The 24872-nt window shown below is 64.2% G+C and carries 26 protein-coding genes and 1 tRNA gene; 6 read left to right on the forward strand and 21 right to left on the reverse strand.

What is annotated here, in order from left to right; translation table 11 throughout:
• Positions 1-2: 2 nt before the first annotated feature.
• The 10 genes from AB7531_RS26880 to AB7531_RS26925 form a co-directional block, all read right to left on the reverse strand.
• Positions 3-1139, reverse strand: a complete 1137-nt coding sequence (locus AB7531_RS26880) for a phage major capsid protein (protein WP_441280176.1) — start codon at positions 1137-1139, stop codon at positions 3-5.
• A gap of 16 nt (positions 1140-1155) precedes the next feature.
• Positions 1156-1650: an HK97 family phage prohead protease gene (locus AB7531_RS26885; protein WP_208086221.1), complete on the reverse strand. Its 495-nt coding sequence runs from the start codon at positions 1648-1650 to the stop codon at positions 1156-1158.
• Between the two features lie 3 nt (positions 1651-1653).
• Positions 1654-2199 carry a hypothetical protein gene (locus tag AB7531_RS26890; protein WP_441280177.1) on the reverse strand — a complete coding sequence of 182 codons (546 nt, stop codon included), beginning with the start codon at positions 2197-2199 and terminating at the stop codon, positions 1654-1656.
• Positions 2196-2516 carry a gene transfer agent family protein gene (locus tag AB7531_RS26895; protein ID WP_441280178.1) on the reverse strand — a complete coding sequence of 107 codons (321 nt, stop codon included), beginning with the start codon at positions 2514-2516 and terminating at the stop codon, positions 2196-2198. The genes AB7531_RS26890 and AB7531_RS26895 overlap by 4 nt, the downstream gene beginning before the upstream one ends.
• Positions 2517-2518: 2 nt before the next feature.
• Complete coding sequence (locus tag AB7531_RS26900) at positions 2519-3181, reverse strand: hypothetical protein (RefSeq protein ID WP_441280179.1); 663 nt, start codon at positions 3179-3181, stop codon at positions 2519-2521.
• Positions 3181-4422: a phage portal protein gene (locus tag AB7531_RS26905; protein ID WP_441280180.1), complete on the reverse strand. Its 1242-nt coding sequence runs from the start codon at positions 4420-4422 to the stop codon at positions 3181-3183. The genes AB7531_RS26900 and AB7531_RS26905 overlap by 1 nt, the downstream gene beginning before the upstream one ends.
• A 233-nt stretch (positions 4423-4655) precedes the next feature.
• Positions 4656-4729, reverse strand: a tRNA-Gln gene (locus AB7531_RS26910).
• A gap of 485 nt (positions 4730-5214) precedes the next feature.
• Positions 5215-5613: a hypothetical protein gene (locus tag AB7531_RS26915; RefSeq protein ID WP_063983881.1), complete on the reverse strand. Its 399-nt coding sequence runs from the start codon at positions 5611-5613 to the stop codon at positions 5215-5217.
• Positions 5610-6521, reverse strand: a complete 912-nt coding sequence (locus AB7531_RS26920; protein ID WP_231144613.1) for a DUF6056 family protein — start codon at positions 6519-6521, stop codon at positions 5610-5612. The genes AB7531_RS26915 and AB7531_RS26920 overlap by 4 nt, the downstream gene beginning before the upstream one ends.
• A 144-nt stretch (positions 6522-6665) precedes the next feature.
• Positions 6666-6986 carry a hypothetical protein gene (locus tag AB7531_RS26925; protein ID WP_063983883.1) on the reverse strand — a complete coding sequence of 107 codons (321 nt, stop codon included), beginning with the start codon at positions 6984-6986 and terminating at the stop codon, positions 6666-6668.
• On the opposite strand from AB7531_RS26925, the gene AB7531_RS26930 reads away from it, so the two are divergent.
• Entirely contained in the window at positions 6985-7275 is a 291-nt protein-coding gene (locus AB7531_RS26930) for a hypothetical protein (protein ID WP_063983884.1), read from the forward strand. The genes AB7531_RS26925 and AB7531_RS26930 overlap by 2 nt on opposite strands.
• 85 nt (positions 7276-7360) lie before the next feature.
• On the opposite strand, the gene AB7531_RS26935 is transcribed toward AB7531_RS26930, so the two are convergent.
• The 6 genes from AB7531_RS26935 to AB7531_RS26960 are packed head-to-tail and all read right to left on the reverse strand — an operon-like array spanning position 7361 to position 14065.
• Positions 7361-8332 carry a Bug family tripartite tricarboxylate transporter substrate binding protein gene (locus AB7531_RS26935; protein WP_063983885.1) on the reverse strand — a complete coding sequence of 324 codons (972 nt, stop codon included), beginning with the start codon at positions 8330-8332 and terminating at the stop codon, positions 7361-7363.
• A gap of 58 nt (positions 8333-8390) precedes the next feature.
• Positions 8391-9521, reverse strand: coding sequence for an iron-containing alcohol dehydrogenase (locus AB7531_RS26940; RefSeq protein WP_231144611.1), 1131 nt, complete (start codon positions 9519-9521; stop codon positions 8391-8393).
• A 13-nt stretch (positions 9522-9534) separates the two neighbouring features.
• A complete protein-coding gene (gene pdxA, locus AB7531_RS26945; protein ID WP_231144609.1) occupies positions 9535-10572 on the reverse strand; it encodes a 4-hydroxythreonine-4-phosphate dehydrogenase PdxA in 1038 nt (345 codons plus the stop codon).
• Positions 10569-11675, reverse strand: coding sequence for a four-carbon acid sugar kinase family protein (locus AB7531_RS26950; RefSeq protein WP_063986441.1), 1107 nt, complete (start codon positions 11673-11675; stop codon positions 10569-10571). Before AB7531_RS26950 ends, pdxA begins: the two co-directional genes overlap by 4 nt.
• Before the next feature lie 2 nt (positions 11676-11677).
• Positions 11678-13117 carry an FAD-binding oxidoreductase gene (locus tag AB7531_RS26955; protein ID WP_063983888.1) on the reverse strand — a complete coding sequence of 480 codons (1440 nt, stop codon included), beginning with the start codon at positions 13115-13117 and terminating at the stop codon, positions 11678-11680.
• A gap of 27 nt (positions 13118-13144) precedes the next feature.
• Complete coding sequence (locus AB7531_RS26960; protein ID WP_441280181.1) at positions 13145-14065, reverse strand: dihydrodipicolinate synthase family protein; 921 nt, start codon at positions 14063-14065, stop codon at positions 13145-13147.
• A gap of 123 nt (positions 14066-14188) precedes the next feature.
• Between AB7531_RS26960 and AB7531_RS26965 the strand changes: the two genes are divergently transcribed.
• Positions 14189-15022 carry an IclR family transcriptional regulator gene (locus AB7531_RS26965; protein ID WP_063986442.1) on the forward strand — a complete coding sequence of 278 codons (834 nt, stop codon included), beginning with the start codon at positions 14189-14191 and terminating at the stop codon, positions 15020-15022.
• 15 nt (positions 15023-15037) lie between these two features.
• Here the strand turns inward: AB7531_RS26965 and rnz are convergent, their stop codons facing one another.
• The 5 genes from rnz to AB7531_RS26990 all read right to left on the reverse strand — a co-directional run bounded on the left by rnz (position 15038) and on the right by AB7531_RS26990 (position 20806).
• Complete coding sequence (gene rnz, locus AB7531_RS26970) at positions 15038-15940, reverse strand: ribonuclease Z (protein WP_063983890.1); 903 nt, start codon at positions 15938-15940, stop codon at positions 15038-15040.
• A gap of 66 nt (positions 15941-16006) precedes the next feature.
• Positions 16007-16990, reverse strand: coding sequence for an antibiotic biosynthesis monooxygenase (locus AB7531_RS26975; RefSeq protein WP_063983891.1), 984 nt, complete (start codon positions 16988-16990; stop codon positions 16007-16009).
• Between the two features lie 14 nt (positions 16991-17004).
• Positions 17005-18402, reverse strand: coding sequence for a guanine deaminase (guaD, locus tag AB7531_RS26980; RefSeq protein ID WP_063983892.1), 1398 nt, complete (start codon positions 18400-18402; stop codon positions 17005-17007).
• A gap of 15 nt (positions 18403-18417) precedes the next feature.
• Positions 18418-19635, reverse strand: a complete 1218-nt coding sequence (locus tag AB7531_RS26985) for a multidrug effflux MFS transporter (RefSeq protein ID WP_063983893.1) — start codon at positions 19633-19635, stop codon at positions 18418-18420.
• A 397-nt stretch (positions 19636-20032) separates the two neighbouring features.
• On the reverse strand, positions 20033-20806 hold the full coding sequence (locus AB7531_RS26990) for an alpha/beta fold hydrolase (RefSeq protein WP_441280182.1): 774 nt from the start codon (positions 20804-20806) through the stop codon (positions 20033-20035).
• A 156-nt stretch (positions 20807-20962) separates the two neighbouring features.
• Between AB7531_RS26990 and AB7531_RS26995 the strand changes: the two genes are divergently transcribed.
• From AB7531_RS26995 to AB7531_RS27010, 4 genes are all read left to right on the forward strand, one after another.
• Entirely contained in the window at positions 20963-21613 is a 651-nt protein-coding gene (locus AB7531_RS26995; protein WP_063983895.1) for a GntR family transcriptional regulator, read from the forward strand.
• Complete coding sequence (locus AB7531_RS27000; protein ID WP_441280183.1) at positions 21610-23139, forward strand: aldehyde dehydrogenase; 1530 nt, start codon at positions 21610-21612, stop codon at positions 23137-23139. The genes AB7531_RS26995 and AB7531_RS27000 overlap by 4 nt, the downstream gene beginning before the upstream one ends.
• 75 nt (positions 23140-23214) lie before the next feature.
• Complete coding sequence (locus tag AB7531_RS27005) at positions 23215-24582, forward strand: MFS transporter (RefSeq protein WP_441280184.1); 1368 nt, start codon at positions 23215-23217, stop codon at positions 24580-24582.
• A gap of 61 nt (positions 24583-24643) precedes the next feature.
• Positions 24644-24856, forward strand: a complete 213-nt coding sequence (locus tag AB7531_RS27010) for a hypothetical protein (RefSeq protein ID WP_063983897.1) — start codon at positions 24644-24646, stop codon at positions 24854-24856.
• Positions 24857-24872 lie beyond the last annotated feature (16 nt).

The raw sequence follows: 24872 nt of genomic DNA on the forward strand, positions 1-24872 counted from the left end.
TCTTAGGTCGCCGAGACCTTGAGCTTCACGAAGCGATCGGGATGGGTCACGTCGGCGCCGACGCGCTTGCGCGCATGGAAACGGACTTGGCCCTTGGTCGCCAGCGTGTAGGGATCACGGAGGATCGAAATGCCGACGCGATCGACGATGCGGTAACCTTTGAGGTCGCCGAACATGACCGGGAAGGCGTTCGCAGCGATGTCGGGCATATCGACCGCCTCAACGATCGGGCGGCCCAGCAACGTAGTCGGTGCGCCGTCCGAGATCGGGTCCAGGACCAGATAGCGACCCATGCCATCCTTCCAAAGGCGGATCGCGCCGAGCGTGTTGCGGTTCATGAGCCACACGCCATTGTGGGCATGTGCGCCCGGGAGCTTGTGGAACATGTTGATGAGCACGTCGGCGGGCGTGGAGGCCGGGAAGTTGGTGGCGTTGCCGGTGACGACGGTGGTGATGCCGGTCGCGCTCAGAAGGCCCATCGGCTGGGTGGTGCCGTTGCCCTTGACGAAGTGGGTGCCCTCGCCAATGCCGAAGCTCTCGCCAAACTCGCTGTGAAGCTCACCTTCCAGGCCGTAGGCGTTGTCTTCCAGGAGCCAGTTCGAGATGTCCGTATAGGTCGCATACTCATACGGGGTGATGCCGATCTGCTCATAGGACGGCTCGCTCCCGGTGCGGTCCTCGGTTTCGCCGACGATCACGGCGGCGGGGCTGCCGGTGCGGCGGGGATACTTGACCTGCGACGCGCCGATGGTGCGGACGTTCGCATACTGCCGGATGGGCGAGAATTGGCGCAGGAGCTTCAGGATCTCGCTGCCGAATTCCGGCGGTGCAATCGCCTGGTTGTTGCTGACGACAAGAGACTTCTTTTCGAGGTCATCCATCTTGTCGGCGCCGCCGCGAAGGAACGACTCGAAAGCCTTGGTTTCGATCTTGGATTCGTTGTCGTTCGCCGCCGACTTGTTGCCGGGACGATTGACCTTGGCCTCGATACGGTCCAGGCGCTCTGTGAGCTTGGTGGCGTCGTTGGCCGCCTTCGTTTCGAGGGCCGCCTTCAGGTCCGCCAGTTGCTTGGCAACGTCGGCGATCGGGTCACCGTCTTCGCCGGCATCCTTGAATTCCAGTGCGTTCGCAGTCTTCATTGAGGTCGTCTAGCTCCTAGTTCAGCGTTGCCGTGAAACGCTTGATGAGGTCGGCCACGGCACGCGCCGCGTCGTCGGATTTCGTGCCGGTGATCCGGGCACGGGAATGAGCGGGATCGCGAACCAAGCTGATCTCAGCGAGGTCGAGGGCGTCGATAATCCGGCCATGGGCCTGCTTACGGGACGCCTTGGTCCGGAAGCCGATGGAAAGGCCGGTGACGAGGCCGGTCTTTAGCATCGCGCGAATTGATCGCGCGCGCGGCTGGTCTAGGTGAAGCTGACCTTTGACCGTCAATCCGTCTTCGGTTTCCTTCACTTCGTTCCAGGTGCCGACCAAATCGTCGGGACGGTGCTGATACAGAATCGGCAGGTCGGGAAGGATCGATCCGAACGCGCCCTTGGTGATCAAGTCGCCGTAACTATCGGGGCCGGCGTTGAACGGCCATGCGATGCCAGTGATCTCACCTTCATCACTCACGCTGAGCGTTGCTTTGACTTCCAGGCGATCCATTGCTTAGTCCCGGAACACTTCAAACGCGGCGGTGAACGTCTTGGCAGAGCCCGGCGCCACGGCGGTGCGGGTTTCGAGAACAAAGAAGACGTTCTTCGTGCCGGCGGACGGATCAAAGATGATCTCTGATCCTGCGAGCGGAGCGCCGATACCCTTCACGGTCGAACCAGAGAATTTCTGGTCAAGCGTGATGTTGAACGCACCGAGATAGTTGCTTTCTGACAGCGCGGCGGCGAACGCGGCGTTGTCGCCGGATGCAAATGTTGGGGCGTCTTTGAAGACGTGCACGTAAAGGTTCGCGTTGAACCATGCGAGGTCGTTGACCTTGACGCGGCATCGGCGAAGCACGCCGGTAGTGTCATTGTCTCGCGACGCTGCGACGGGAACGCCGGAGCATGATGAGGCGGTGGCCGATTGTGCTACGATATCGCCAACAGCGTAAGCCAGCGTGTCGGCAGGACGCTGAAGCGATCCAGATACGACTGCACTGTTGCCGGTGATGGGCAACGGGTTGTTGTCGGCAATGGGCGTGCCGGTAGCGAAGCTCACTCGTCTGTTCCTTTCGATGGATTCCCGAACAGCGTCCGCTCAAGGATCTTGACGGCCAGTTCGTAGGTTTCGATCAGAGCGCGGCCATCGACGTAGGCCACGATCAATTCGCGCGCGCGCTTGGGCGTCGTGCCGCCGCCGATGAGGGCGAGACGGATTGTTTCGGTGACGTCTGCCTGGGCGAAGTTGCGCGAGAACAGCCGGTTGGCGATCATGCCGATGCCGGAGCCGCACTTGGTTTCGAGCTCGCCGATCAGCGCCGGCGTGAGCCTGAACGCATGTTCGCCGTCGCCGAAGAAGGTGGTGTAAGCGGTCATGGTCATTGTCCGAACGCCGTCTCGATTGAGCCGGCGTTGTCGGCGTAGACGTTGATATCCTCCACGTCAGACCAGGCCTCGATCGGCGTCGAGCCGACTAGGACCTCGCCATAGATCAGGGGGATTGCGTTGCCTTGCCGGCCCGAATTGCCGATGTTGCCGCCATTGGCACTGAGGGCATTGGAAGCTTGCGTATCTTGGCCCGCCGGCTTGGTGAGCAGCGTTGACGCGCCGGAGAGCGCGAGGCCAAGACCGATCGCGGCAACGGTGCCATAGGTAGTGCCGGAGAGAATGCCGGACGCCGCAAGCGGCGTAGCGAGCACACCGCCGGACATGAAGATGGCGCTTCCGACTAGAGCGGCACCGAGCACGACCTTAGCGGTGCCCTTAGCAGTGCTTGATTTGGCGCCCTTGACGATCGGAAAGATATGCAGATCGGCGATTCCCAGGTTGAACTGGTTGACGAGATCCAGGTCGAGCTGCATCCCGGAGCGCTTGTCGCCCCGCACGATCTTGTAATAGCCCTCCTGGATCGCCTTCACGAAGCGACCAGGAAAAGCGCAGTTAAGCGCGCGCAGCGCTTCGCCAGCCGTCGAAACATCAAAACGATGCGAGGCGCCGAATTCTTTGCCAAGCCGGCCGTGCAGGCGAACGGTTCGCATCATCAGGCGGCTTCCTTCTCGCTGTCATTGGCGCCGCCGGTATTGAGCGCACCGCCGGCATGTGCAGATGAGGTGTTGAAGTTCTCGAATACGTCGCCGCCCTCATAGGCCGGCAAACCAAAGCCGATCTGGCGAGCTTCATTCGGATTGAGGATGCGCGCCGAGACGGTGACGCTAAGGGCCTGGGCGCGGGCAAGTAAGTCGGCGCGAGCGAAGCCATCGATATTGAATTCGATGGCATACTGGTCGCGCTCTTCCGGCGTCAGAAGCTTCAACTCAAGCTCTTGCTCGAATGACTTCAGCCTGGGCAGCAAAGCCTGGGATAGGAATTCTTGGCCGATCGATTCAATCGAGCGAGGTTGAGCGCGATCGACCTGCATCAGCATGTGGAGCGGCACGCGGAATAGCCGCGCGATCTCCGCGACGGCATAGGTCCGCATTTCGAGAAACTGTGAATCGACACTGTTGAACGTGAGCGGCTGCCAAGCGGCGTCGAGAGGAAGGACGGCGGTGCCGCCCGACTTGTCGCCGCCCTGCGAGGCCTGCCAGGAGGCCTTCGCGGTCGCGACTGTTTCCGGCGTTGCGTTGCCCTTGAGGCTCAGCACACCGGACGGACGCGCGGCGTTGCCGAACAGGCGCGAGGCGTGACGCTCAAGCACGAGCGCCAGCGCAATGGCGTTGCGGCCTTCGCCGACAAGGCCCTTGCGCGCGTCATAAGCCGGCGTCGGGATATGGATCAGGTCCGCGCCGTCGATCTGCCGACCGTTCAGCTTGTAGGTCGGTTCAACGTCGCTGGTATCGACGGCCACAGATTGGGTTTGCGGATCGAGCCGGATCAGTTCGGCAGGCTTGCCACCGTCAACGCGATTGATGAGCGCAAAACCGCCGTGCGGCTGCAACAGCGCGTCGGCCACAAGCTGGGTGCGAAACAGCACGGCGGGCGCAAAGCTGTTGGGCGCGTCGTGCAGGAGCTTATAGAGCGGATGGTAAGTGGCCTTCTCTTTGCCGCCGTCCGGGAGCTTCTTGTAGACGTGAAGGGGGAGCGAACCGGCCGCCTCAGAGATCGAGCGGACTGCGCACGCGACGGGCGCGCACGTCATGGCACTGTGGGGCGTAACAGTTACGCCGGCCAGCGTCGGGGTCGCGCCGAATAGATCGAAATAATAGCCGCTGCCGTCAGCGAGGCTGGGCGCGGCTTTGGTCTCGATACCGAGAAAGGACTTGAGGCGGGACGCGATTGACAAAACGACACAGCACAGAGGTTGGCCCGCTGGTTAAAGCGGAGCGAGGAATCCTCTGTGATGTGCAACTTTGTTTCGGAATCTGATCCCGAAACGTCATAATATGATGCAGGGCAATTGCGGCAAAAATGAGTCGCGGCTACGTGGTCCGGTCTCGAAAAGCGGTTACGAGTGGCACCGATTTCGAAGTGCTCAATCTCGCATAACTATCTGATTTTATTGGAGAAGTGGTGTTCTGGCTGGGGAACCTGGATTCGAACCAAGACAAACAGAGTCAGAGTCTGTTGTGCTACCGTTACACCATTCCCCACCGAAGTGCTTGATATCACAAGACTTTCTTCGGAAGCTTTGCAAGCCGCAGCAAAAGTTTTGCAAATCAGCGGCGCGCTGGCGCTCATATAGCCGCGCCGGCGTTCGCGGTCTAGCCCCTCTGTAAGCATCGCAGCTTGTTCTCGCTGCGTTCGCGCCGTAGCGGCATGTCCGCCCTCACCCGCGGCCGGCTCCGGCAATCAGCACCAGGAGACCTGGCACGCCTGCCTCGACGACGTCCACATGCCACGATCAACGGGCGCGCCGGCGTGCCGCTTCACGTCGATCAATGGGGATGGTCTGTCGGCTTTACCCAGGCATGATGCGCGCGCTCGACGCCGGCACGCCGCAGCCGGCGATCGCCCGCACGAAGCGCGAGCGGGTTTACAGCCTGATCCGCTGACTTAATCGCCCAAGACCACGGATCGCTTGCCATAGAATTCACCGACGCAATCATTCGGCAGCTGGCCCGGATTTTTGGTTAGCTCACCGTCCATCAGCATGGACGGCTTGACCGATCTCTTGGGGACGACAACATCCAGGTCCTTGGTCGTCCGAAGAAATTGATGCCTCTGGACAACTCTCGCTCCAGAAGGTCGCGAATTGCGACTCCTCGGCGCGGACGTATCCCAGCGCGACGCTATCGAGGAGCAAAAAAGAAAGGAGCCCGCAGGCCACCAGGGCCGTCATGCGAATATGGGCATGATGGCCCAGGGAGGGAAGGAAGCGGGCAGCCAGGGCGACGACGCAGCCCCCTCCGGCAAGAAGAAAAACCACCACCTCATTCCGCCCTCGCGTCGCGAGATCCTCCGCCGTCGCAAAATAGGCAATGACATAAGCGGTGTAGAGACCAGCGAGCACTGCCGCCACGAACCCGACGATCAAGACCAGCAGCCGCGCCGTCGGCCTCGGTTGCGAAGGCACCACGAAGACCGAAAACAACGCCACGAAACCGAGCCAGGCCCACGTCGCAGATTCGGTGTAATGCCGAACCAGCTCGAGCCACAGATAGTACAACCCCATCGAGAAAGAAGCGGCGATCTTCCCCCCTCCGGATATGCCGCCATCCGGACCGCATTCCCCGGTGACAAAAGCAGGATCGCAAGTCCGATGAAGGTCGCCGTCAGCATCACTGCATGGCCCGCCAGTTGCGGGCGAGGATGGTAGAACGCTCGATAAACGGCAGAACCGGCGACGAGGGCCACGATCCAAAATGGCGTGAACTCGTTGGCCAGAGCACCCAGGAAGCCGATTGCGGAGAGAACGACGATTTGGCCGGTCGAGAGCACGGTTTCGTTCGCTGCGGACCGCACCAGCTCAACGAGGATGATGATCACGAAGAGGGCGGGAACCATGTAGGACGCACTGCCCGAGATCCAGTAAAGCATCTCCCGCAGACTGATCGCCAGAACGAAGCTCGCCGCGCAGAGCATTGCACCCGCCAAAAATCTCTCTGGCCACGACAGGCCGGTCCACATTCGACCAGCCCAATAAACGCTGACTGCCAAGAAGATGGCCATGCCGCAAATGAGTATGACCGGATAGACGACCAAATAATCGACGCCTGTCACCTTGCTGACAACGGCGGGGGCGGCGATCGCCACAAGCGAGGTCAGTCGGCCCATCTGGTGCAAATAATAGGATTTGACCATTCCGACGAGACCCATGCTGTTGACGCGGTTCGTCACGCAATAATCGTCGGATTCAGGCATCGCATAGAGCGCGATGGATGCGAGCCAGAGCAGGATGAAGAGAGCGACAGAAGCGGCCACGATAGGCATCACGTCCGGCATGCGGCTTCCGAGGCGCACAGGAAATCCCCCAAAATCGACTGAACAAAGCGGCAGCAACGAGAGAGCGAACAGCCCCGAATGCAACCCTCGTTATGCAACGCGGCACAGAAGATCACAAGGTTCCGCGGGCAAACAATCGAAAGGCTAGTTCGAGCCGCAGACGCGGACCACGATCTCAGCCTTGCCGTTCGCGATCATCACCTGGCCGTATTCGTCCTGCGGCGGGCTCTCCTCGTAACGGAGCGGGATCGTGGTGATCGCTTCCTGCGCTTCGCCGCCCGGCTGCTGCGTGTTCACGTCGAGGATCAGGATCTTCGGATTGATACCTTGCGGCGAGCGCCTGGTCAGCCGGGCCTGCCAGCCATCGGTCGGTACCCTCACGTCGCCGACCATGACCAGCTTGGGCGGCGCGCCCGGCGCCCGGTCGATCCAGGCCTTGAAGGTGTTTCTCAGCAGGACAGTCATGACACGTCTCTCGGAAACCGCGGAGGACATCACGTTCCTGATGCTTCGGCAGCAGCCGACCCACTTTCCGATCGCAGGAACTTTCTTTCCGACCGACGGCTACAGCCGGATTTTCGAGTCACAAGGCAGGTTTCGCCTGCGGAGCGAAGGACGCCACGCGCACCGTGCGCGGGGCCTCGACAGCCACGTCCGCAGCGACGTGCCGGATCCCCTACCGAACGCGCAACGCGCAATGGGCTGGCACGTCGAGGCTGTCAGGCACAACTGGGTTGGAGAATTCTTCGAATGAGGGGCAAGGCCCGCGCTCAGCGGGGCTCGCGAGGAAGCCGAGCCGACAGCGACCCGTCCGTCATTTCCAGATAAGCGACCGCCCCCTACTCCAGCTTGATGTTCGCCGCTTCGATCACCTTCTTCCACCGCTCAGTCTCGGAAGCGATGTAGATCTTGAACGGCTCCGAATCCACCGCAACCGCGGCCGCGCCGAGCTCGGCCATCTTCTGCACCGTCTCCGGCTGCCGCATGAAGGCGCGGATCTCGCCCGACAGCTTTTCGACGATGGGCTTCGGCGTGGCCGCGGGAACGAAGAAGCCGTGCCAGGCCACCGCTTCGAAGCCCGGCAGGAATTCGGCGACGGCCGGGACTTCCGGATCGAAGGCGGCGCGCTTGGGCGTTGCAGTGGCGAGCATCGCGAGCTGGCCGGTCTTCACCTGTGGCAGCAGCAGCGGCACGTTGTCGAAGGCAAGATCGATCTGGCCGCTCAACAGATCCGTCAGCATCTGGCTGGAGCCCTTGTAGGGCACATGTACCATCTTGGTGCCGGTCATCTGTTGAAACAGTTCAGCGGCAAGATGCTGCGAGGTGCCGACGCCGGCCGAGCCGAACGAGACCTTGTCCGGGTTCGCCTTCAGATAGGCGATCAGCTCCGGCACGGTGCGCGCCTTGATCTTGTTCGGATTCACCACGAGCACATTCGGCACGACGCTGATCTGGGCGACCGGCACCAGGTCCCTGTCCGGCTGGTAGCTGAGCTTCGGACCGTAGAGCGTGGGGTTGATCGCGAGCGCGGAGGTGCTGGCAAGGCCGAGCGTGATGCCGTCAGGCGCCGATTTCGCCAGCCGCGTCACGCCGAGGATCGAGCCGGCACCGCCGACATTCTCGACCACGAACGGCTTGCCCAGCTTCACTTGCAGATGGTTCGACACCATGCGCGCGAAGATGTCGGCGGTACCGCCGGCGGCGAAGGGCACAATCACCGTCACCTGCTTGGACGGGTAGCCGTCCTGCGCCTTTGCCGGCGACGTCGCCAGCAGCACGGCTGACACAAGACCAAGCCACATCGATCTCATCGAAGTTTCCTCTACTGCTACTGTTTTGTTGATTGGGTGCCGCGCGCGGCGGAGGTGACTAGAACGCGACCTCGTACATGTTCAGGATCGCATCCCGGCCGAGGTCGCGCGGATTATTGTCGAGCAGGCGGCGAATGGCGTGCGCCTCGTCGGCCATGACGCCGAGATCGCCCTTGGGCACGCCGAGCGCGGACAGACGCATCTCGATGCCGAGGTTCTTGCAGAAATCGTAAGTGGCGTCGAATGCGAGCTTCGCATCGTTCTGCGCCGGCAGGCCGAGCGCCGCCAGCACCGCGACCGTCTTCGCCTCGACTGCCGGCATGTTGAAGGCCAGCGTATGCGGGAAGATCACGGCACAGGCGAGCCCATGCGCGACATGATGGCGCGTGCCGAGCGGATAAGCGACGGCATGCCCGGCGGTGGTGTTCACCGGTCCAAGGCAATAGCCGCCATAGAGCGAGGCCAGGGAGAGACCCGCGCGTGCCTCGCGATCTCCGCCGTCAGCGACCGCCCGCTTGAGATATTGCCCGACCAGCCGCGCGCCCTCGAGCGCATAAAGGTCGATCATCGGATGCGCCTTGCGGCTGGTGTAGGCCTCGACGCAATGCGCCAGCGCATCGACGCCGGTGGCTGCAGTGACCTCCTTCGGAACGGTCATTGTGAGATCAGGATCGACGATGGCGATATCGGCGAGCATGAAGCGGCTCTGCACCGCCTGCTTGTTCTGGCTGACGGGATCGGTGACGAGCGCGCGGGTACCCACCTCGCTGCCGGTGCCCGACGTGGTCGGGATCTGCATCAGCGCGACGCTGCGGCCGGCGACTTTTTCTGGCCCAACGATATCGGCAAAGGCCACGTCACTGGTGCAGAGCACCGCGACCAGCTTGGCGAGATCCATCGCGCTGCCGCCGCCGAAGCCGACCACGAGATCAGGCTTGACGTCACGCGCCATCGCGACGGCCTTCTCGAGATTGGGCAGGTCCGGCTCGGGCTTCACGTCGCCGAACACTTTCACTGCCCCCGGCAGCGCCAGCGCATCGACGCGGCGCGCATTGAACGGATCGGAAATCACCAGCGGCCGCCTGGCGCCGATCCGCTCGGCGAAACGCGCAGCAGCCGTGATGGTGCCGTTGCCGAATTCCAGGATGGTGGGACGTTGGATTTCGATGGGCGTGAAGGCGTTGGTCATCGTGCGCCAGATCTCATGACTTGGAGGCGGAGACGCCAGCGGAGAGCCGCTCGGCATAGTCGATGGCCTCGATCAGGCTGTGCTCGTTGGCAATGCCCTTGCCGGCAATGTCGAAGGCGGTGCCGTGATCGACGGAGGTGCGGATGATCGGCAGGCCCAGCGTGATGTTGACGCCGGAGAGCTCCTGCCAGCGCCCGGTCGCGGGATCGACCTGGAAGCCCAGCAGTTTGACCGGGATGTGCCCCTGGTCGTGATACATCGCGACTGCAGCATCGTACTGGCCGGCGCGCAGCTTGACGAAGATGGTGTCGCCGGGCACCGGGCCGACGACGTCGAGGCCATCGGCGACGGCCTTGGCAATCGTCGGTGCCGAAACGTCGATATCCTGCCGGCCGAACAGACCGCCCTCGCCCGCATGCGGATTGAGCGCGGCGATCGCAATCTTCGGCTTGTCGATACCGAGCCGCAGCAAAGCCTCGTTGGTGAGATCGATCACCATGCGCAGACGCTCCGGCGTCAGACGCTTCGGCACGTCTTCCAGCGCCACGTGGGTCGAGACATGGCTGACGCGCATGTTGCCGTGGGCGAGCAGCATCACCGATCCGCGGACGCCGGTGAGGTGCGCCAGCATCTCGGTATGGCCAGGGAAGTGATAGCCGGCCTTGTTGAGTGCTTCCTTGTTGAGCGGCGCGGTAACAATCGCGGAGGTCCGCCCGGCCTGGGTCAGGCGCACGCCCTGCTCGATCGCCTTGTAGGCAAAGCGGCCGCCATCGGCGCTCAAGACGCCGGGCTTGATCGGGGTGCCCTCGACATCGGCCTGGAGGAAACAGAGGTTCGGCCAGTCAGCATCGTCAGCACTCACCTCCGGAATCGCAACGGCAGCGCCGAGCGCGGCCCTGGCACCATCGAGCGCGGCGCCGCTGCCGATGATCAGGATGCGCAGATCGCCTGTCGCGATCCGGTCCTTCAGCCCGACGCAGGCCTTGACGATGATCTCCGGGCCGATCCCGGCCGGATCGCCCATGGTAATGGCAAGATGACGAGAGGTCATGTCGGGCTCCCCATATTCAGCAAATGATTGTCCCGGAGCAGATCGCGCCACAGCTCGCTGGTGCCGAACGCGCCGGATTTCGAGATGACGTCGACGCCGGCCCAACGGCCGCCTTGCAGCACCGAGCGCGGCAATCCCGGCACGATACGCCCCGTCACCTGGAGCGCATGCGCGCCGAGCGCAACGCATACGGCCTTCAAGGTCTCGCCGCCAGCAACGATCAGGGTTCCGGGCGGATTGAGCGCCGAAATCAGCGTCGTCAGCTCGCGCGCGATCCGCTGGGCGGCCTCGGCGCGCGAAAGGCCATCCGCGAGCGCGAATTTCACCAGCGCCACGCCATCGTCAGCCAGCTTGCGTTGAACGCCTGCGCCCCCCTCACCTTCGGCCAACGCGATGGTGGCTTCGCCACATGCTGCGAGCTGGGAGGCAGTAGCGGCCTGGTCGGAACCGAACAGCCCCAGCACCGGCCGCTTCAGCCGGCTCGGGGCATCGGCGCGATGGCCGCGGGCGAGCGCGCCGGCCAGCCCGCCGCTTCCGCACCAGAGCACGGGCCCCGGCATCTGCCGCGCCATTTCGACGACGCGATCGAGGTCGATGTCGCTCTCGGCATCGAACACCTGAACGCCACCTTGCGCGAGCGTGTCAGGGCCGCCCTGCCGCGCCTCGATACCTTCCAGTTTCAATTGATCCAGCAGGTTGTCGCCGACGCGATGCCAGTCACCCTGTACAGTGCGCGCGAATTGCTGGCCCTCGACGGTACGGCGTCCCTGATAGTCGAAGGCCGGTGCGACCACGCATGAAGCCCAAGGGCCGCCGCGCAGGCAGGCGCCGAGCTCGGCCGCCCAGGCACCGCGGAGCAGGCTGTCGACCTTCTTGTAGGCGATCGTCCCACCCTGAAGCTGCGGCGCCAGCCGTCCGACGATCTCGACGCTGTCGGCTTTCGACCGCTCGCGGGTGCCGCTGTCGATCGCGAGGCTTTGCGCGCCCGGAGCCGCGGGCGAATCCACCCAGGTGACGTCGAACGGTCCGCACAGGCCGACGAACTCCGCCGCGGTGTCGAGCGCGCCGGTGAGATCGTCGGCAAGCAGGCGCACGACCGTCATCGTCATGCTGCTCCCGCGCCAAAGATCTTGCCGGGGTTCATCAGGCCGTTCGGATCGAGCAAGCGCTTGATGCCGCGCATCAGCTCGATATCGAGCGGATCGGCGACACGGGCCAGCCGGACGCGATTGGTGATCCCGATGCCGTGCTCGGCACTGATCGCCCCGCCCTGCGCTGCGGTTTCATCGTCGACGATCTCATTGATTTGCGCCACCAGGGCGGCCGTCGTCACCGGCTCCTGACAATGCGCACGGTCGATCAGGGCGATCACGTGGATGTTGCCGTCGCCGATATGGCCATGCATCACCACGCGGGCATGCGGTACCGCGGCCACAATTCGCGCCTCGACATTGGTGACGAAGTCCGCCTGGCGCTCCAGCGGCACAACGCTGTCGTGCGAGACGACATAGCCGCTGCGCTTGTTGCCTTCGGACACGCTGTGCCTGACGGCCCAGATTGCCTTCGCCTGCGCGAGGTTGGAGGCCAGGGTGACGTCTTCGGCGATGCCGGCCTCCATCGCATCCGCCAGCGCCGTGGCGAGCGGCTCGTCGAGATCGACGCCCGCGAGCGCGTCGGTTAGCTCGACGATCAGATACCACGGCGTCGTCAGCTCGAACGGGATCGTGACGTGCGGCACGGTCTCCCTGATCACCTCGATCTGCGAGCGCGACATGATTTCGAGGCTGCCGAGCCGGTCGCCGACCATACCGCGCAGGCGCGCCATGATCTCGAGTGCCTGCGCGACACCCTGCAATTTCACCAGCGCCAGCGCCGAGCTGCGCGGCGGCGAGAACAGTTTCAGCACCGCCGCGGTGACGATGCCGAGCGTGCCTTCCGCCCCGATGAAGAGCTGCTTGAGCGCGTAACCCGTGTTGTCCTTGCGCAGCGCGCGCAGGCCGTTGAAGATACGCCCGTCGGGCAGCACGGCTTCGAGCCCGAGCACGAGATCGCGCGTCGGGCCGTAGCGCAGAACGGCCGTGCCGCCGGCATTGGTCGAGATGTTGCCGCCGATCTGGCAAGAACCCTCGGCACCCAGGCTCAAGGGAAAGTAGCGATCGACGCTACGCGCCGCGTTCTGGACCTCGGCGAGAATGCAGCCGGCCTCGACCGTGATCGTATTGGCGAGCGGACTGACGTCGCGCACGGCTCGCATGCGGTCGAGCCGGATCACGACATTGCCCGCGTGATCGTCCGGCGTCGCGGCTCCGCACATGCCGGTGTTGCCGCCTTGCGGCACGATCGCAAGGCGCCTGTCGGCGCAGTATTTGACGACGGAGGCGACCTCGGCGGTCGAACCGGGCTTCACCACCGCGACCGCGCGGCCGCGATAGCGCCCGCGCCAGTCCACCACATAAGGCTCCTGGTCGGCTCCGGACGCGATGACGTGCTTGTCGCCGACGATCGCGGCGAGCCCGGCCAATGCATCCTGGAATGAGTTGGACATCAGGTCGCCTCGTCGTCCGTACCGAGCTTAGGCGGAGGCTGCGAATGCCGCAGCATTCGCAAGCAACTCTCTCAACTGGTCCGGCGGCAAGGACTCCAGCGGCGGCCGCAGCCGCTGCCAACCGGCATGCTTGGTGCGATCAGCCGCAAGCGCCTTCAGCGAGGCCATCTGCGGAAATTGCGAGACCAGCTCGCGCGCCTTCACGATGCGCGCCTGCGTCGCCTTGAGCGCCGGATCGTCGTCGCTGTCGCCAAAGTGCTTGAAGACATAGGCAAGACTGCGCGCGACGACATTGGAGGTCGCGGTGATGCAGCCCGCGCCCCCCTTGCGCAGCAGCGGCAGCATCAATGGATCGGCGCCGCCGAGGACCGCGAAGCCCGGAAACCGTTCGACCATCGCCGTCATGTTGGCGAAGTCGCCGGACGAATCCTTGATGCCCGTGAACGTGGCCGGATAGGCCTTGCGCAGCCGCTCGATCAGCGCATGCGAGATCGGCTGCGCCGACATCTGCGGGTAGTGATAGAGGACGACTTTCAGACGCGCATCACCGATGCGCTGCACCACCTCGCTGTAGGAGGCGAAGATTCCGTCATCAGTGACGTTCTTGTAGTAGAACGGCGGCAGCATCACCACGGTGTCGACGCCGACCGAGAGTGCGTGGCGCGTCAGCGCGATGGTGTCGCTGAGCGCGGCAACGCCGGTGCCAGGCAAAAGCCGCCGCGGCGCGATGCCGGCAGCCACCACCGCCTCGAGCAGCGCCGTGCGTTCGGCCACCGAAAAGGAGTTCGCCTCACCCGTCGTGCCCAGCATCGCGATGCCGTCGCAGCCTTCGTCGAGCAGATAGCGACAATGGTCCACGAAGCGCGCATGATCGGGAGCAAGCTCGGCGTCGAGCGGCGTCAACGCGGCGGAGAACACGCCATGAGGGTGCAGCGATGATGTCGACAAAACTTCCTCCGATCGTCAGAACGATGTTGTTCGGAATGCGAACATTTGTTATTTGCTGGTGCAGTCGTAAAATCAGCTCGGCCCGACGTCAAGGGCATGGCTGTCATGGTGGGGCATTCGAGCATGGCCAAGGTCGCAGGGAAGGCCGCGAAGCGCGTATCGGAAACTAGCGCCAAAAATCCCAAGAATTATGTCGCCTCCGTCGGCAAGGCCTTTGCCGTGCTCAAGAGTTTCACCAGCGAAACCTTCGAGCTGACCCTGAGTGAGATTGCCGCACGGGCTGATCTCGATCGCGGGACGGCGTTCCGCCTGATCCAGACCCTGACCGAACTCGGCTATCTCCAGGCCGTTCCGCAAAGCCGCCGGTTCCGTCTCGGCGTCGCCTGTCTCGACCTCGGCTACACCGTGCTGTCGCGCGGCTCGTTGCGGCCGATCGTCGAGCCGCTGCTGCGCGACCTCGTCCCTGCTGTCGGCGATGCGGCCTCGCTCGGAATTCTCGATGGCGGCGACGTGGTCTATCTCGCGCGCGTCGGTGCCGGCCTCGACCGTCACAAGATGGACCGCCGGCCGGGCACGCGCATTCCCGCCTACAGCGCCGCGCTCGGCCATGTCATGCTGGCGCATCTGCCACGCGACCAGCAGATCGAGCGGCTCGAGTTGCGTCCTCGCGTCAAACTGTCGGAGCGAACGCTGACCGATCTCGATGCACTGCTCGCCCGGCTCGATCAGGTGAAGAAAAAAGGCCATGCCGTCTCCGACGGCGAGAATGCCTATGGCCTGCGCACGCTGGCAACGCCGATCTTCGACGCTCAGGGTTTTGTGATCGGCGGCCTGAGCGTCACGGTCGATGCGATGCGCATGGACATGGCGGCCTTCCGCGACCAGGCACTGCCGCGGCTGATGCAGGCGACGGCCCAAGTCCAGGATCTCGCGATCAAGTCGGGATTGACGAGCTGAGCGCGGTGACGGCGATTAGATCACGATGCGATCGAAGTCGGCGGCGATCCGCGTATTCGGAAACACCCTTGTCGCTTCGGCCAATATCTCTTCATCCTCGTACCGTCCCGACATGTGGACCAGCACGAGCTGCTTGACGTTGTTGGCGGCGGCAAACGAAGCGGCTTCGGTCGCCGTGAGATGGCCGTAGTCCCGCGCAGTCGCGGCGTCACGATCGAGGAACGTCGCCTCGATCACCAGCAAGTCGGCGTCGGCGACATGTCGAGATAGACCGTCCGTGGTTTCAGTGTCGCCGACCACGACGAGCTTCCTACCGCCGCCCGGCGGGCCCAGGACGTCCTCCGGATCGATGGTTCGACCGGCGATCACGACCGGTCGTCCGGCGGCCAGTTCTCCGCGCATCGGCCCGTCCGGAACACTGAGCGACGCAAGCCGCTCGGGCAGAAGGTGGCGGTGCGCGGGGCTTTGGAAAGAGAAGCCAAAGCTGTCGGTGTCGCGGTGGCGAACCGGAAAGCAGTCGATGGTGAAGTCGCCGGCATCGATGACCTGCCCCTCGCTCAGCGGCGCGAACGCCACGGGGATCGGCGCCCTGCCCGCGCCCCACAAGCCCGCGAGCATGCGAACGACGATGTCGAGCGTGCCCGGGCCCGCATGAATGGTCATCACGTCGGAGGTCTGCCGCAGCCCCAGCGTCGAGAAGAGACCGGGGATGCCGAGTACGTGATCGAGATGCCCGTGCGTCAGCAGGATGCGGTCGAGCCGGCGAAAGCCGGCGCCGCTGCGCAGCAACTGGCGCTGCGTACCCTCGCCGCAATCAACCAGGATGCGCTTGCCAGCGGCCTCCACCAGGAGGGCCGGATGGTTGCGCTCCACTGAGGGAACGCTTGCCGAGGTGCCGAGAAATGTCAGGGCGAACATGGTCGTCAGCGTCCAGAGACCGACCTCTCCCCGACAGCACCGCAACGGTCCGCACGGTGGATGGCCTCACCGTCCCCAATGCCATGCGAGCAGCAGCGCGTACAAGCCCATCGAGCCAGCATAGAGCGCGGCAAGCAGTGCATATCCCGCAATCTGGCGGCCGAGCGCTGCCTTCGGCTTGATCCACCAGTCGAGCGCCCTGAAGGCGGCCGGCACGAGAAACCAGCCGAGCAGCTGGGTACTCACGAGATTGCCGACGAACAGCGACAGCCAGACCGGCACGCCGTGGCTGTCGATCAGCGGCGCGCTGATGAAATAGCCCCAGAGATAGACCACGGGATAGAGCACCAGCAGGACGATGAGGTTGCTCTTCCAGATCAGGCTGGGCCCTTGCTCCGGCGCCTGCGTCTTGCCGGCCGGGAACCAGAAATTGAAGCCGTAGCTTGCCCGCTTCACGTTCATGCCGGCGTTGAAGCGCGCGCCTTCCTCAAGCAGCGTCTGCCGCAAGGGCGAGTCCAGCCACGCGTTGAGGTTGGCATCGCTGTCGAACGACAGGATGACGATCCACTCGTCGTGCAGGCCCGGGATAGGCCGCTCGATCTTGTGGCGCAGGAACCCCCTGAACTCGGCCTCCGCGGCCTGGATGCGCTGTTGCCATTTGAGGAACGCATCCTCGAGTCCATCCGGGACCTTGAAGGAGATCACGGCGGAGACCGCGCTGTCGCGCTGAACGCCGGTGACGGGAAGGATATGGACGTCCTCCGACCCGACGAAGAAGCGCTGCACGTCCGCGATCAGCCGCGCCCGTACATCGCTCTGAAGCCAGGCGCGGGCAGCGGCCGGGTTCGCGAAACGCAGGATGGTCACCCAGTCCACATGCGCCGGCGGCTGCGGCGGCACGACCTCCTGACTGAGGAAGCCGGGCCACGCCTTCAGCGCCTCGCCGACCTCGCCGTTCCACCGCGCGAACGCGGCAAAGCCGTCGTCGGCAATGCGGCGCTGGATGACGAGGGCGACCGCCTGGGCCGCTGGATCCGGAGATGCGCTCATCGCGACCGTTCGCTTCAGCTCTGCTTGTAGAGACGCTTGCCCATCACCCAGGTCTCGTCGACGCACCGGTCGTCGCCGACCATCATGACGGCGAACAGCATGTTCGCGGCGTCGTCGACCGTGCGCGGACCAGCACCGTCGGCGATCAGCGACTGGTGCCAGGGTTGCGCCAGCTGGCCGCCATTCGGATCGAGCGCGACGAAATCGGCTTCCTTGCCGGGTTCGAAATTGCCGAGCTTGTCGTCGATATAGAGGCCTTCGGCACCGCCGAGCGTGACCGACCAGAAACCGCGATAGGGCGAGAGCTTGTTGCGCTCGGCTTCCGCGAGATCCTTGCGCGCCGGATCGATGCTGCCGTCGAGCATCGTGTTGTTGCACATGCCGACCTTGTAGGCGTCGTCGAGCACGGAGATCATCGAGAAGCGGTTGCCACCGCCGACGTCGGTGCCGAACGACATCTTCACCCGATGCTCGGGATCGGTGGCACGGCCGAGGCGGAACAGACCGCTGCCGAGGAACAGGTTCGAGCACGGGCAGAACACCACCGCGGCGCCCTTCTTGGACATGCGGCGGAACTCGTTGTTCGAGAGATAGACACCGTGGCCGCCGGAGAACTTTGGCCCGACCAGGTCGAACTTCTCGTAGACGCCGAGATAGTCCTGGCAGTCCGGATGCTCGACCAGCACGCCACTGCACTCGGCCGGGTTCTCGGAGATGTGGGTGTTGACCCAGCAGTCCGGATGCTCGTGCTTGAGGCGCTGACATGCCTTGAGCAGCTCCGGCGAAGCGCCGAAGGCGAAGCGCGGCGTGATCGCGTAGAGGTTGCGGCCCTTGTTGTGGTACTGCGCGATCAGACGCTTGCTGTCGCGATAGAAGTTTTCGGGCGTGTCGATGAACTCGGCCGGCGCGTTGCGGTCGATCCCGGTGAGGCCCGCGATCACGCGCATGTTGCGGCGGGCCGCTTCCTCGAACAGCTCTTCTGTCGCGACCGGCGAGGAGCTGGTGAAGGCCTGGCAGGTGGTGGTACCGGCGGCGAGCAGTGCGTCGAGAAAACGCTTCACGCCCTCGCGCGCGTAGTTGCGATCCTTGTACTTGATCTCCTCGGGGTAGATCGACTTCTGGAGCCACGGCAGCAGCTGCTCGCCATAGGCACCGAGCACGCGGATCTGCGGCAGATGGATGTGGCCGTCGATGAAGCCCGGGACGATGATGCGGTCCTTGATATGGGTGATCTCGACGCCCGGATGCGCGGCGGCAATCTTGTCATGGGGACCGAACGCCTTGATGACGCCGTCCGTGACGACCATGAGGCCGTCCTGGTGAAAGCGCGCGGCAGCCTGCTCGTTGCCGATGTGTTTCCAGGGATCGTCGACGAAGTCGAAGAACGTGCCGCGAATACCGACGGTGGTCATGAATGGGTTCCTTCCTTAAGTCTGTGTGGCGTGGCGCGCCGAAGGCAGCGAGATCGCAAGCAGCGTCCCTGCGACGGCGCAGAGGCCGAGATAGAGCCAGCCGATCGGCGCCTGCGTCGCTTCGGGCAACACCGCCGCGATCGCCATGGCGCCGCTCACCGCGAGATAGCAGAGCGCGCTGATGAGGCCGCCGATCAGGCCGTGGTCGCGCTCGAACAGGCCGAGCGCCATGCCGTACATCATCGGGCACAGCACGCCGCAACCGCCGAGCACCAGCGCACCGCCGATCGTGATCGACATGAAATCGAGACCGACGGCCAAGCCGGTCGCAGTCAAGACGACGGCGCCGGCGAGAAACAGCGCGAACGCGCCAAAGCCCATCACGCGGGCCGGCATGAAGCGCGCGAAATGCGCACAGCCGAGCTCGCCAGCGAGATTGACGCCGCCAAGGCCGAGCGCGACGAGGCCGTAGATGGCCGCGGAATAACCGAGGCCGGTCTGGTAGAAGAACGGCGCGACGACGCCGAACGCCAGTTGCGCGCTCGCCGCGGCGGCGAACACCAGCACGAAGGCCAGGAAACCCGGACGGACGAGCGCTTCGCGGAGAATGCTCGCCGTGCGGCGCGGATCGAACGGCGCGCGTCGCTCGGCCGGCAGCGTCTCGGGCAGAAGCAGCACGACGATCGCGGCGACGATGGCCGCAGCGATGGCGATGATGACGAAGACCCCGCGCCAGGACGTCAGCTCGACGATGAACCCGCCGGCCGCCGGTGCGAGCACGGGTGCAAGCCCCCAGGCAGCACCAAGCAATCCCGAGATCGCCGTGAGCTCGCGGCCGCGAAAGCAGTCGGCCGCAACCGCATAGGCGACGACGAGGCAGGTGCAGCCGCCGACGCCCTGCAGGAAGCGCAGCGCGAGCAGCAGCGATGCGCTGGTGGCGAGCGCACAGGCGATGCTCATCGCGATGAGAACCGATAGCCCCGCGAGCAGGACGTTACGGCGGCCGAGCGTATCGGAGGCGATTCCAACCGGCACCAGCGCCAGACTCATGCCGAGCATGTAGGCGGTGACGGTGTTCTGCATCGACGCAGAATCGGTTGCGAGGTCCACCACCATCTGCGGCAGGCCCGGCGTATAGGCATCGAGCGGAATCTGGCTGAACGGCACCACGCATAGCAGGATCGGCACGATCCCGCCCTTCGCGCGACCAGCGTCCGAAGCAACTGCAGTCATGGCTCACGCCCCCTCGATGCCCGCGGGTCCTGTCTTTTCGTGCGTGCAATGAGAGGCGACGATGCAGGTTGCGGATATTGACGCGCGGAGCGTGCCAGAACTGTGTATAAAAACTCTTAGGAGGCCCGCTTCAATGTGGGCGGCCCATGCTCTGGTCCTCGCGGCCTGGGGATGCTCCAACAAAAAATGCGAAAACAACCCCATGCGCAGTACAAATCATTGAAGAATTTCGCTCCGGCATGGCGCTAGCGCGGCCCCCGAGGACGTTTGACACGTCGGGCAGAACAGGCGCAGGACTGCATCATCCCCGCTTGTGAATTCCCGCCGCACAGAAGCCATTAACCGTTCGGAAGGCATCGCCGTTTCGAGCGCAGGATCGGCATCGACCAGGCGCAGATCAGAGCAGGAAGCCGTTGAGAGCTACCAGAAACTGCCGGGGCGACTGAAGCTGCGGCACGTGCGCGCAGCCTGGAATGACCTTGAGTTCGGCGCGCGGCAAACCGGCGGCCAGCTCGTACGACATTGGCGGAGGCGTCGCTTCGTCGTGCTCACCGACCAGAACGAGGGCAGGAACTTTCACCGCGGCAAGTTCGGCGCGGAGATCGAGGCTTGCCAACGCGTCGCATGCGCTGCGAAACACATCGGGATCCGTGTGCAGAAAAGCTTCACGACGATCCCGCATCAGTTCGGGATGCTGCGCCTGAAACTCGGGCGCAAACAGACGTCGCATCGCAACGTCGGTGATCGCCTCGAGTCCCTTCTCCCGCGAGACCCTCGCCATGTTGCGAAACGCCTCGCGGCCGGGCTCCGAGAACGCCGCGCCGCAATCGGCGAGGACGAGCTTGCTGGCGATCTCCGGGTGCCGGATCGCCATCTGCAAGGCGACGAAGCCGCCATAGCCATTGCCGAGCACGATCGCCGGCGCACCGCCCGCAGCCTCCTTCACGGCCTCCGCCATCCTGTCCGCGACAGCGACGAGCCCGCCCTCGACCGCGCGTGAACGGCCGAACCCCGGCAACTCCGGCACGATGGTGCGAAACGATCCCTCAAGCTCGGGCACGATCGCATCGAAGCTCGCACGGTCCGACAACAGCGAGTGGAAGAGAAACAGCGGCGGCCCATCGCCCGATTGCGCGGCGTTGACGGTCCCGTTGGCAAGAAGCCTGTGCATGTCCGGTCTTTCCTTAACTTCGTCGGCGGGATCACGCCCGTTTGCGTGCCGTGGAGGCCCCCGATTGATAAATCAACTGTCAGGGAATTCAAGCATTTGGCTCTTGACGTGAAATATCAGGATTGCCAAATTGAAGCCAACGAGGTCCCTAGAATCATGCTTTTGCGCGAAAACATCTACGATCTTCTCCGATCTGATATTTTAGCGTGCCGGTTCACTCCGGGCGATGAAATGCGGGAACAGGATCTGGCCGAACGCTATTCGGTGAGCCGCCAACCGGTTCGGGATGCGCTTTTGAGGCTGCAGCGCGAGCATTTGGTGACGGTGCAGCCGCGCCAGGGCTACCGGGTCACGCCGATCTCGCTGTCGGACGCCCGCGACCTCCTCCGCTTCCGTCTTGCGCTGGAGCCGGCCTGCGTCGCCGAGGCGATCGAGAGCGCTCCCGACAGCGTCCTGAAATCGCTCGACGAATTTCGCCGCTTCTCCGGCGACCACGAAGACTTCATCGCCTACAATCGCGGCTTCCACTCCGCGCTGGCTCATGCGTCCGGCAATCGCCGCATGGCGACGGCGCTGTGCGACCTGATCGGCCAGGCCGACCGGCTGGTCCGCGTCAGCGTGTCCAATCTGAAGGGTCACGATCCGGCAAAGCTCGTCGCTGAGCACGTCGCCCTGATCGACGCCATGCAGAGCCGCGAAACGCGAACCGCGGCGCGCATCATCAAGGCCCATATCGGGGCCACCGAAAAACGCGTTCTGCCGGCGCTCAAGCGCAACGCCGTCATCGTCGAGGAGAGATCATCATGAACATTCCATCGAAACCCGCGTCGATCGACGTCGAAACCCACGGCAATTTCATCGACGGACGTGAAGTCGAAGCCGGCAACGGCGTGATGCTCGACGTTCGCAATCCCGCGACCGGCGACGTCATCGCCCGCATCCCCAATTCGACCGCCGAGGACATCGACCGCGCGATGAAGAGCGCGCGCGCGGCGTTCGAAGGCAAAGCCTGGGGCGGCATGGACACGCGCGCGCGGGCCAGACTGGTCAACAAGCTCGCCGATGCTTTCGAGGCCAATCTCGACAGCCTGTACCGGCTGGAAACCCTCAACAACGGCCGGCCGGTCAACGAGACCCGCGCCCAGCTCTCCCGCCTGCCCGATTTCTTCCGCTACTTTGCCGGTGTTGCGCTGGCGCGCCGCGACTCCGTCATCCCCGTCGAAGGCGCCTATCTGAACTATACGCTTCGCACGCCGATCGGCATCGTCGCCAATTGCACGCCGTTCAATCATCCACTGATGATCCTGTGCAAGTCGCTGGCCGTGGTGCTGGCGACCGGATGCGTCACCGTGGTCAAGCCCTCCGAATACACGCCGCTGACGACGTTGAAGCTCGCGCAGATCTTCACCGAAGCCGGCCTTCCGCCCGGCGTCTTCAACATCGTGCTCGGCCTCGGCCAGAGCGCGGGCAAGATGCTGTCCGAGCACGGCGACATCAACAAGCTGGTCCTGACCGGCGGCACCGAAGCGGGCCGCATCGCCGGCAGCGCGGCCGCAAAAGTCTTTGCGCATCAAACCATGGAGCTCGGCGGCAAGACGCCGGTGATGGTGTTCGACGATTTCGACGTCGACCGCGCCGTGAACTACGCCGCGTTCGGCGCCTTCATCGGCGCCGGCCAGACCTGCGTCTGCGCCTCGCGCCACATCGTCCAGGCCACGATCTACGACGAATTCGTCGAGAAGCTGCAGGCCAAGACCCGCACGATCCGCGTCGGCGATCCCTTCGACGCGAACACCCAAATGGGCCCCGTGATCTCCGCGCGGCAGCGCGACCGCGTTCTCACCTACGTAGGCTACGGCCACGAGGATGGCGCGCGTCTCGTCACCGGCGGTGTTGCCGCGAAGGTGCCGGGTCACGACAACGGCTATTTCGTCGAGCCGACCGTGTTCGCCGACGTCACATCCGACATGCGCATCTTCCAGGAGGAAGTGTTCGGTCCCTTCACCTCGGTGACGCCGTTCAAGGACGAGGCCGATGCGCTGCGGCTTGCCAACGATTCGCCGTTCGGCCTCGCCGCGGCCATCCGCACCCGCGACGTCGCGCGCGCGCATCGTGTCGCCGCCTCCGTCAAGGCCGGCATCGTCTGGATCAATGATCACCACCGTCTCGACCCGGCCTCGCCCTGGGGTGGCGTCGATGATTCCGGCATCGGCCGCGAATGCGGCACCGAAAGCTTCAACGACCACTTCAACACCAAGAGCGTGATGGTCGCGACCCACGAGCAGCCGTTCGACTGGTATCGCGATACGGCCAACCAGCAGCGCCTGAACTAGCAAAAACGACGAGCGGCCGACCGCCCATAGAAGGCGGGCCGCATCGACCAGAACAACAGTCAGGGGAGAGCGTATATGTCGACAATGGTGAACGCAGGCAGCCGTCTGGATCGGCTGCCGATCGGGCCATTCCACCGCCGCATCATGCTGCTGATCGGCATCGGAATGTTTTTCGACGGTTTCGACATCTATATCGCCGGGACCGTGCTCAGCGTCACGCTGAAGACAGGCTTTTCGACCCTCGCCCAGAATGCGGTTTTCATCTCCGCGAGCTTCGTCGGCATGATGCTGGGATCATTCGGCACCGGCTTCCTCGGCGACCGCTACGGACGCCGCTTCACCTATCAATTCAATTTGCTCCTTTTCGGCGTTGCCTCCCTGGCCGCGGCGTTCTCACCGAACATGGCCTTCCTGATCGCCTGCCGCTTCGTGATGGGCGTTGGGCTCGGGGCGGAGAACGTCGTCGGCTATTCGACGATGACGGAATTCGTGCCCGCGCGCACCCGTGGCAAATGGCTCGGCTTCACGACCGTGTGCGTCGTCACCGGTCTGCCCGTGGCGCTATTGATCGCGTCCGTGGTGGTGCCGCAATTCGGCTGGCGCTCCATGTTCGTGCTCGGCGGCGTCGGCGCGCTCGTGGTGTGGTACATGCGCAAGTCGCTGCCGGAATCGCCGCGCTGGCTGGAAGCTGTGGGACGCACCGCCGAGGCGGAAGCGCTGATGCAAGCCATCGAGAAGGAAGCCGCGCGGGGTCAGCCCCTGCCTCCTCCCGCGGCCACGACACCGATCCCGGCATCTGCCGATCTCGGCACGCTGTTCACCGCGCCCTTGCTGTCGCGGATGATCGTCGGCGCCGTCTGCCTGATCACCATCAACACCCTGCTCTATGGCTTCGTGACCTGGCTGCCCGTGTTCTTCGTCAAGCAGGGCCTCTCGATCGCGACCTCGTTCGGCTATTCTCTGCTGATGGCGCTCGGCGCGCCCGTCGGCTCGGCCATCGGCGCGCTGACCGCCGACCGCTGGGGCCGCAAGCCGACCATCATCGGCGCATCCCTGATCACGGTGATGCTCGGAATCCTCTACCCCATGATCTCCGACCCGATCCTGCTGCCGGCTGTCGGCTTCGCGCTGACGGTACCGATCTACGTCCTGGTCGCCCTTCTGTTCGGCATCTATATCCCCGAGCTGTTTCCGACCGAGGTCCGCCTGCGCGCCTCCGGCATCGTCAACACGCTGGGGCGCGGCGCCACCATCGTCACACCGTTTCTCGTCGTGTCGCTGTTCGAGACGCGCGGCGTGGCCGGCGTGATGGCGCTGATGATCGGACTGCTGGTGGTGCAGATCATCACGGTCTGGGCGCTGGGCATCGAGCCCCGGCATCGCAGCCTCGAGGAGCTCAAGGCGGAGGAATCCGCGTCGCCGGTGCTGAAGGAGGCTTCCTGAGGTTAGCTCTTAGTTGACCTGCGGATGCTCTGACCCCGATGTCGGGGCACAGGAGGTCGTCATGCCCGGGCTTTTCCCGGGCATCCACGTTCTCCGTGCCGTGTCGTTAGGCGTGGATGGCCGGGACAAGCCCGGCCATGACGCTGTGGAGGCGGTCGGCGCCCCTAACGCGGCCCCGACCGGCGGGCAGATCTGGTTCCCGTTGTGCCGTCTCCTCATCTCGCTCACAAAATCGCATGTTCAGCGCCCGGATCGGTTTGCCGAGACGATGTGATACAATGGAGCGCGTG

This window comes from Bradyrhizobium sp. 63_E2_N1_3, from assembly GCF_052076005.1.
GTDB lineage: Bacteria > Pseudomonadota > Alphaproteobacteria > Rhizobiales > Xanthobacteraceae > Bradyrhizobium > Bradyrhizobium barranii.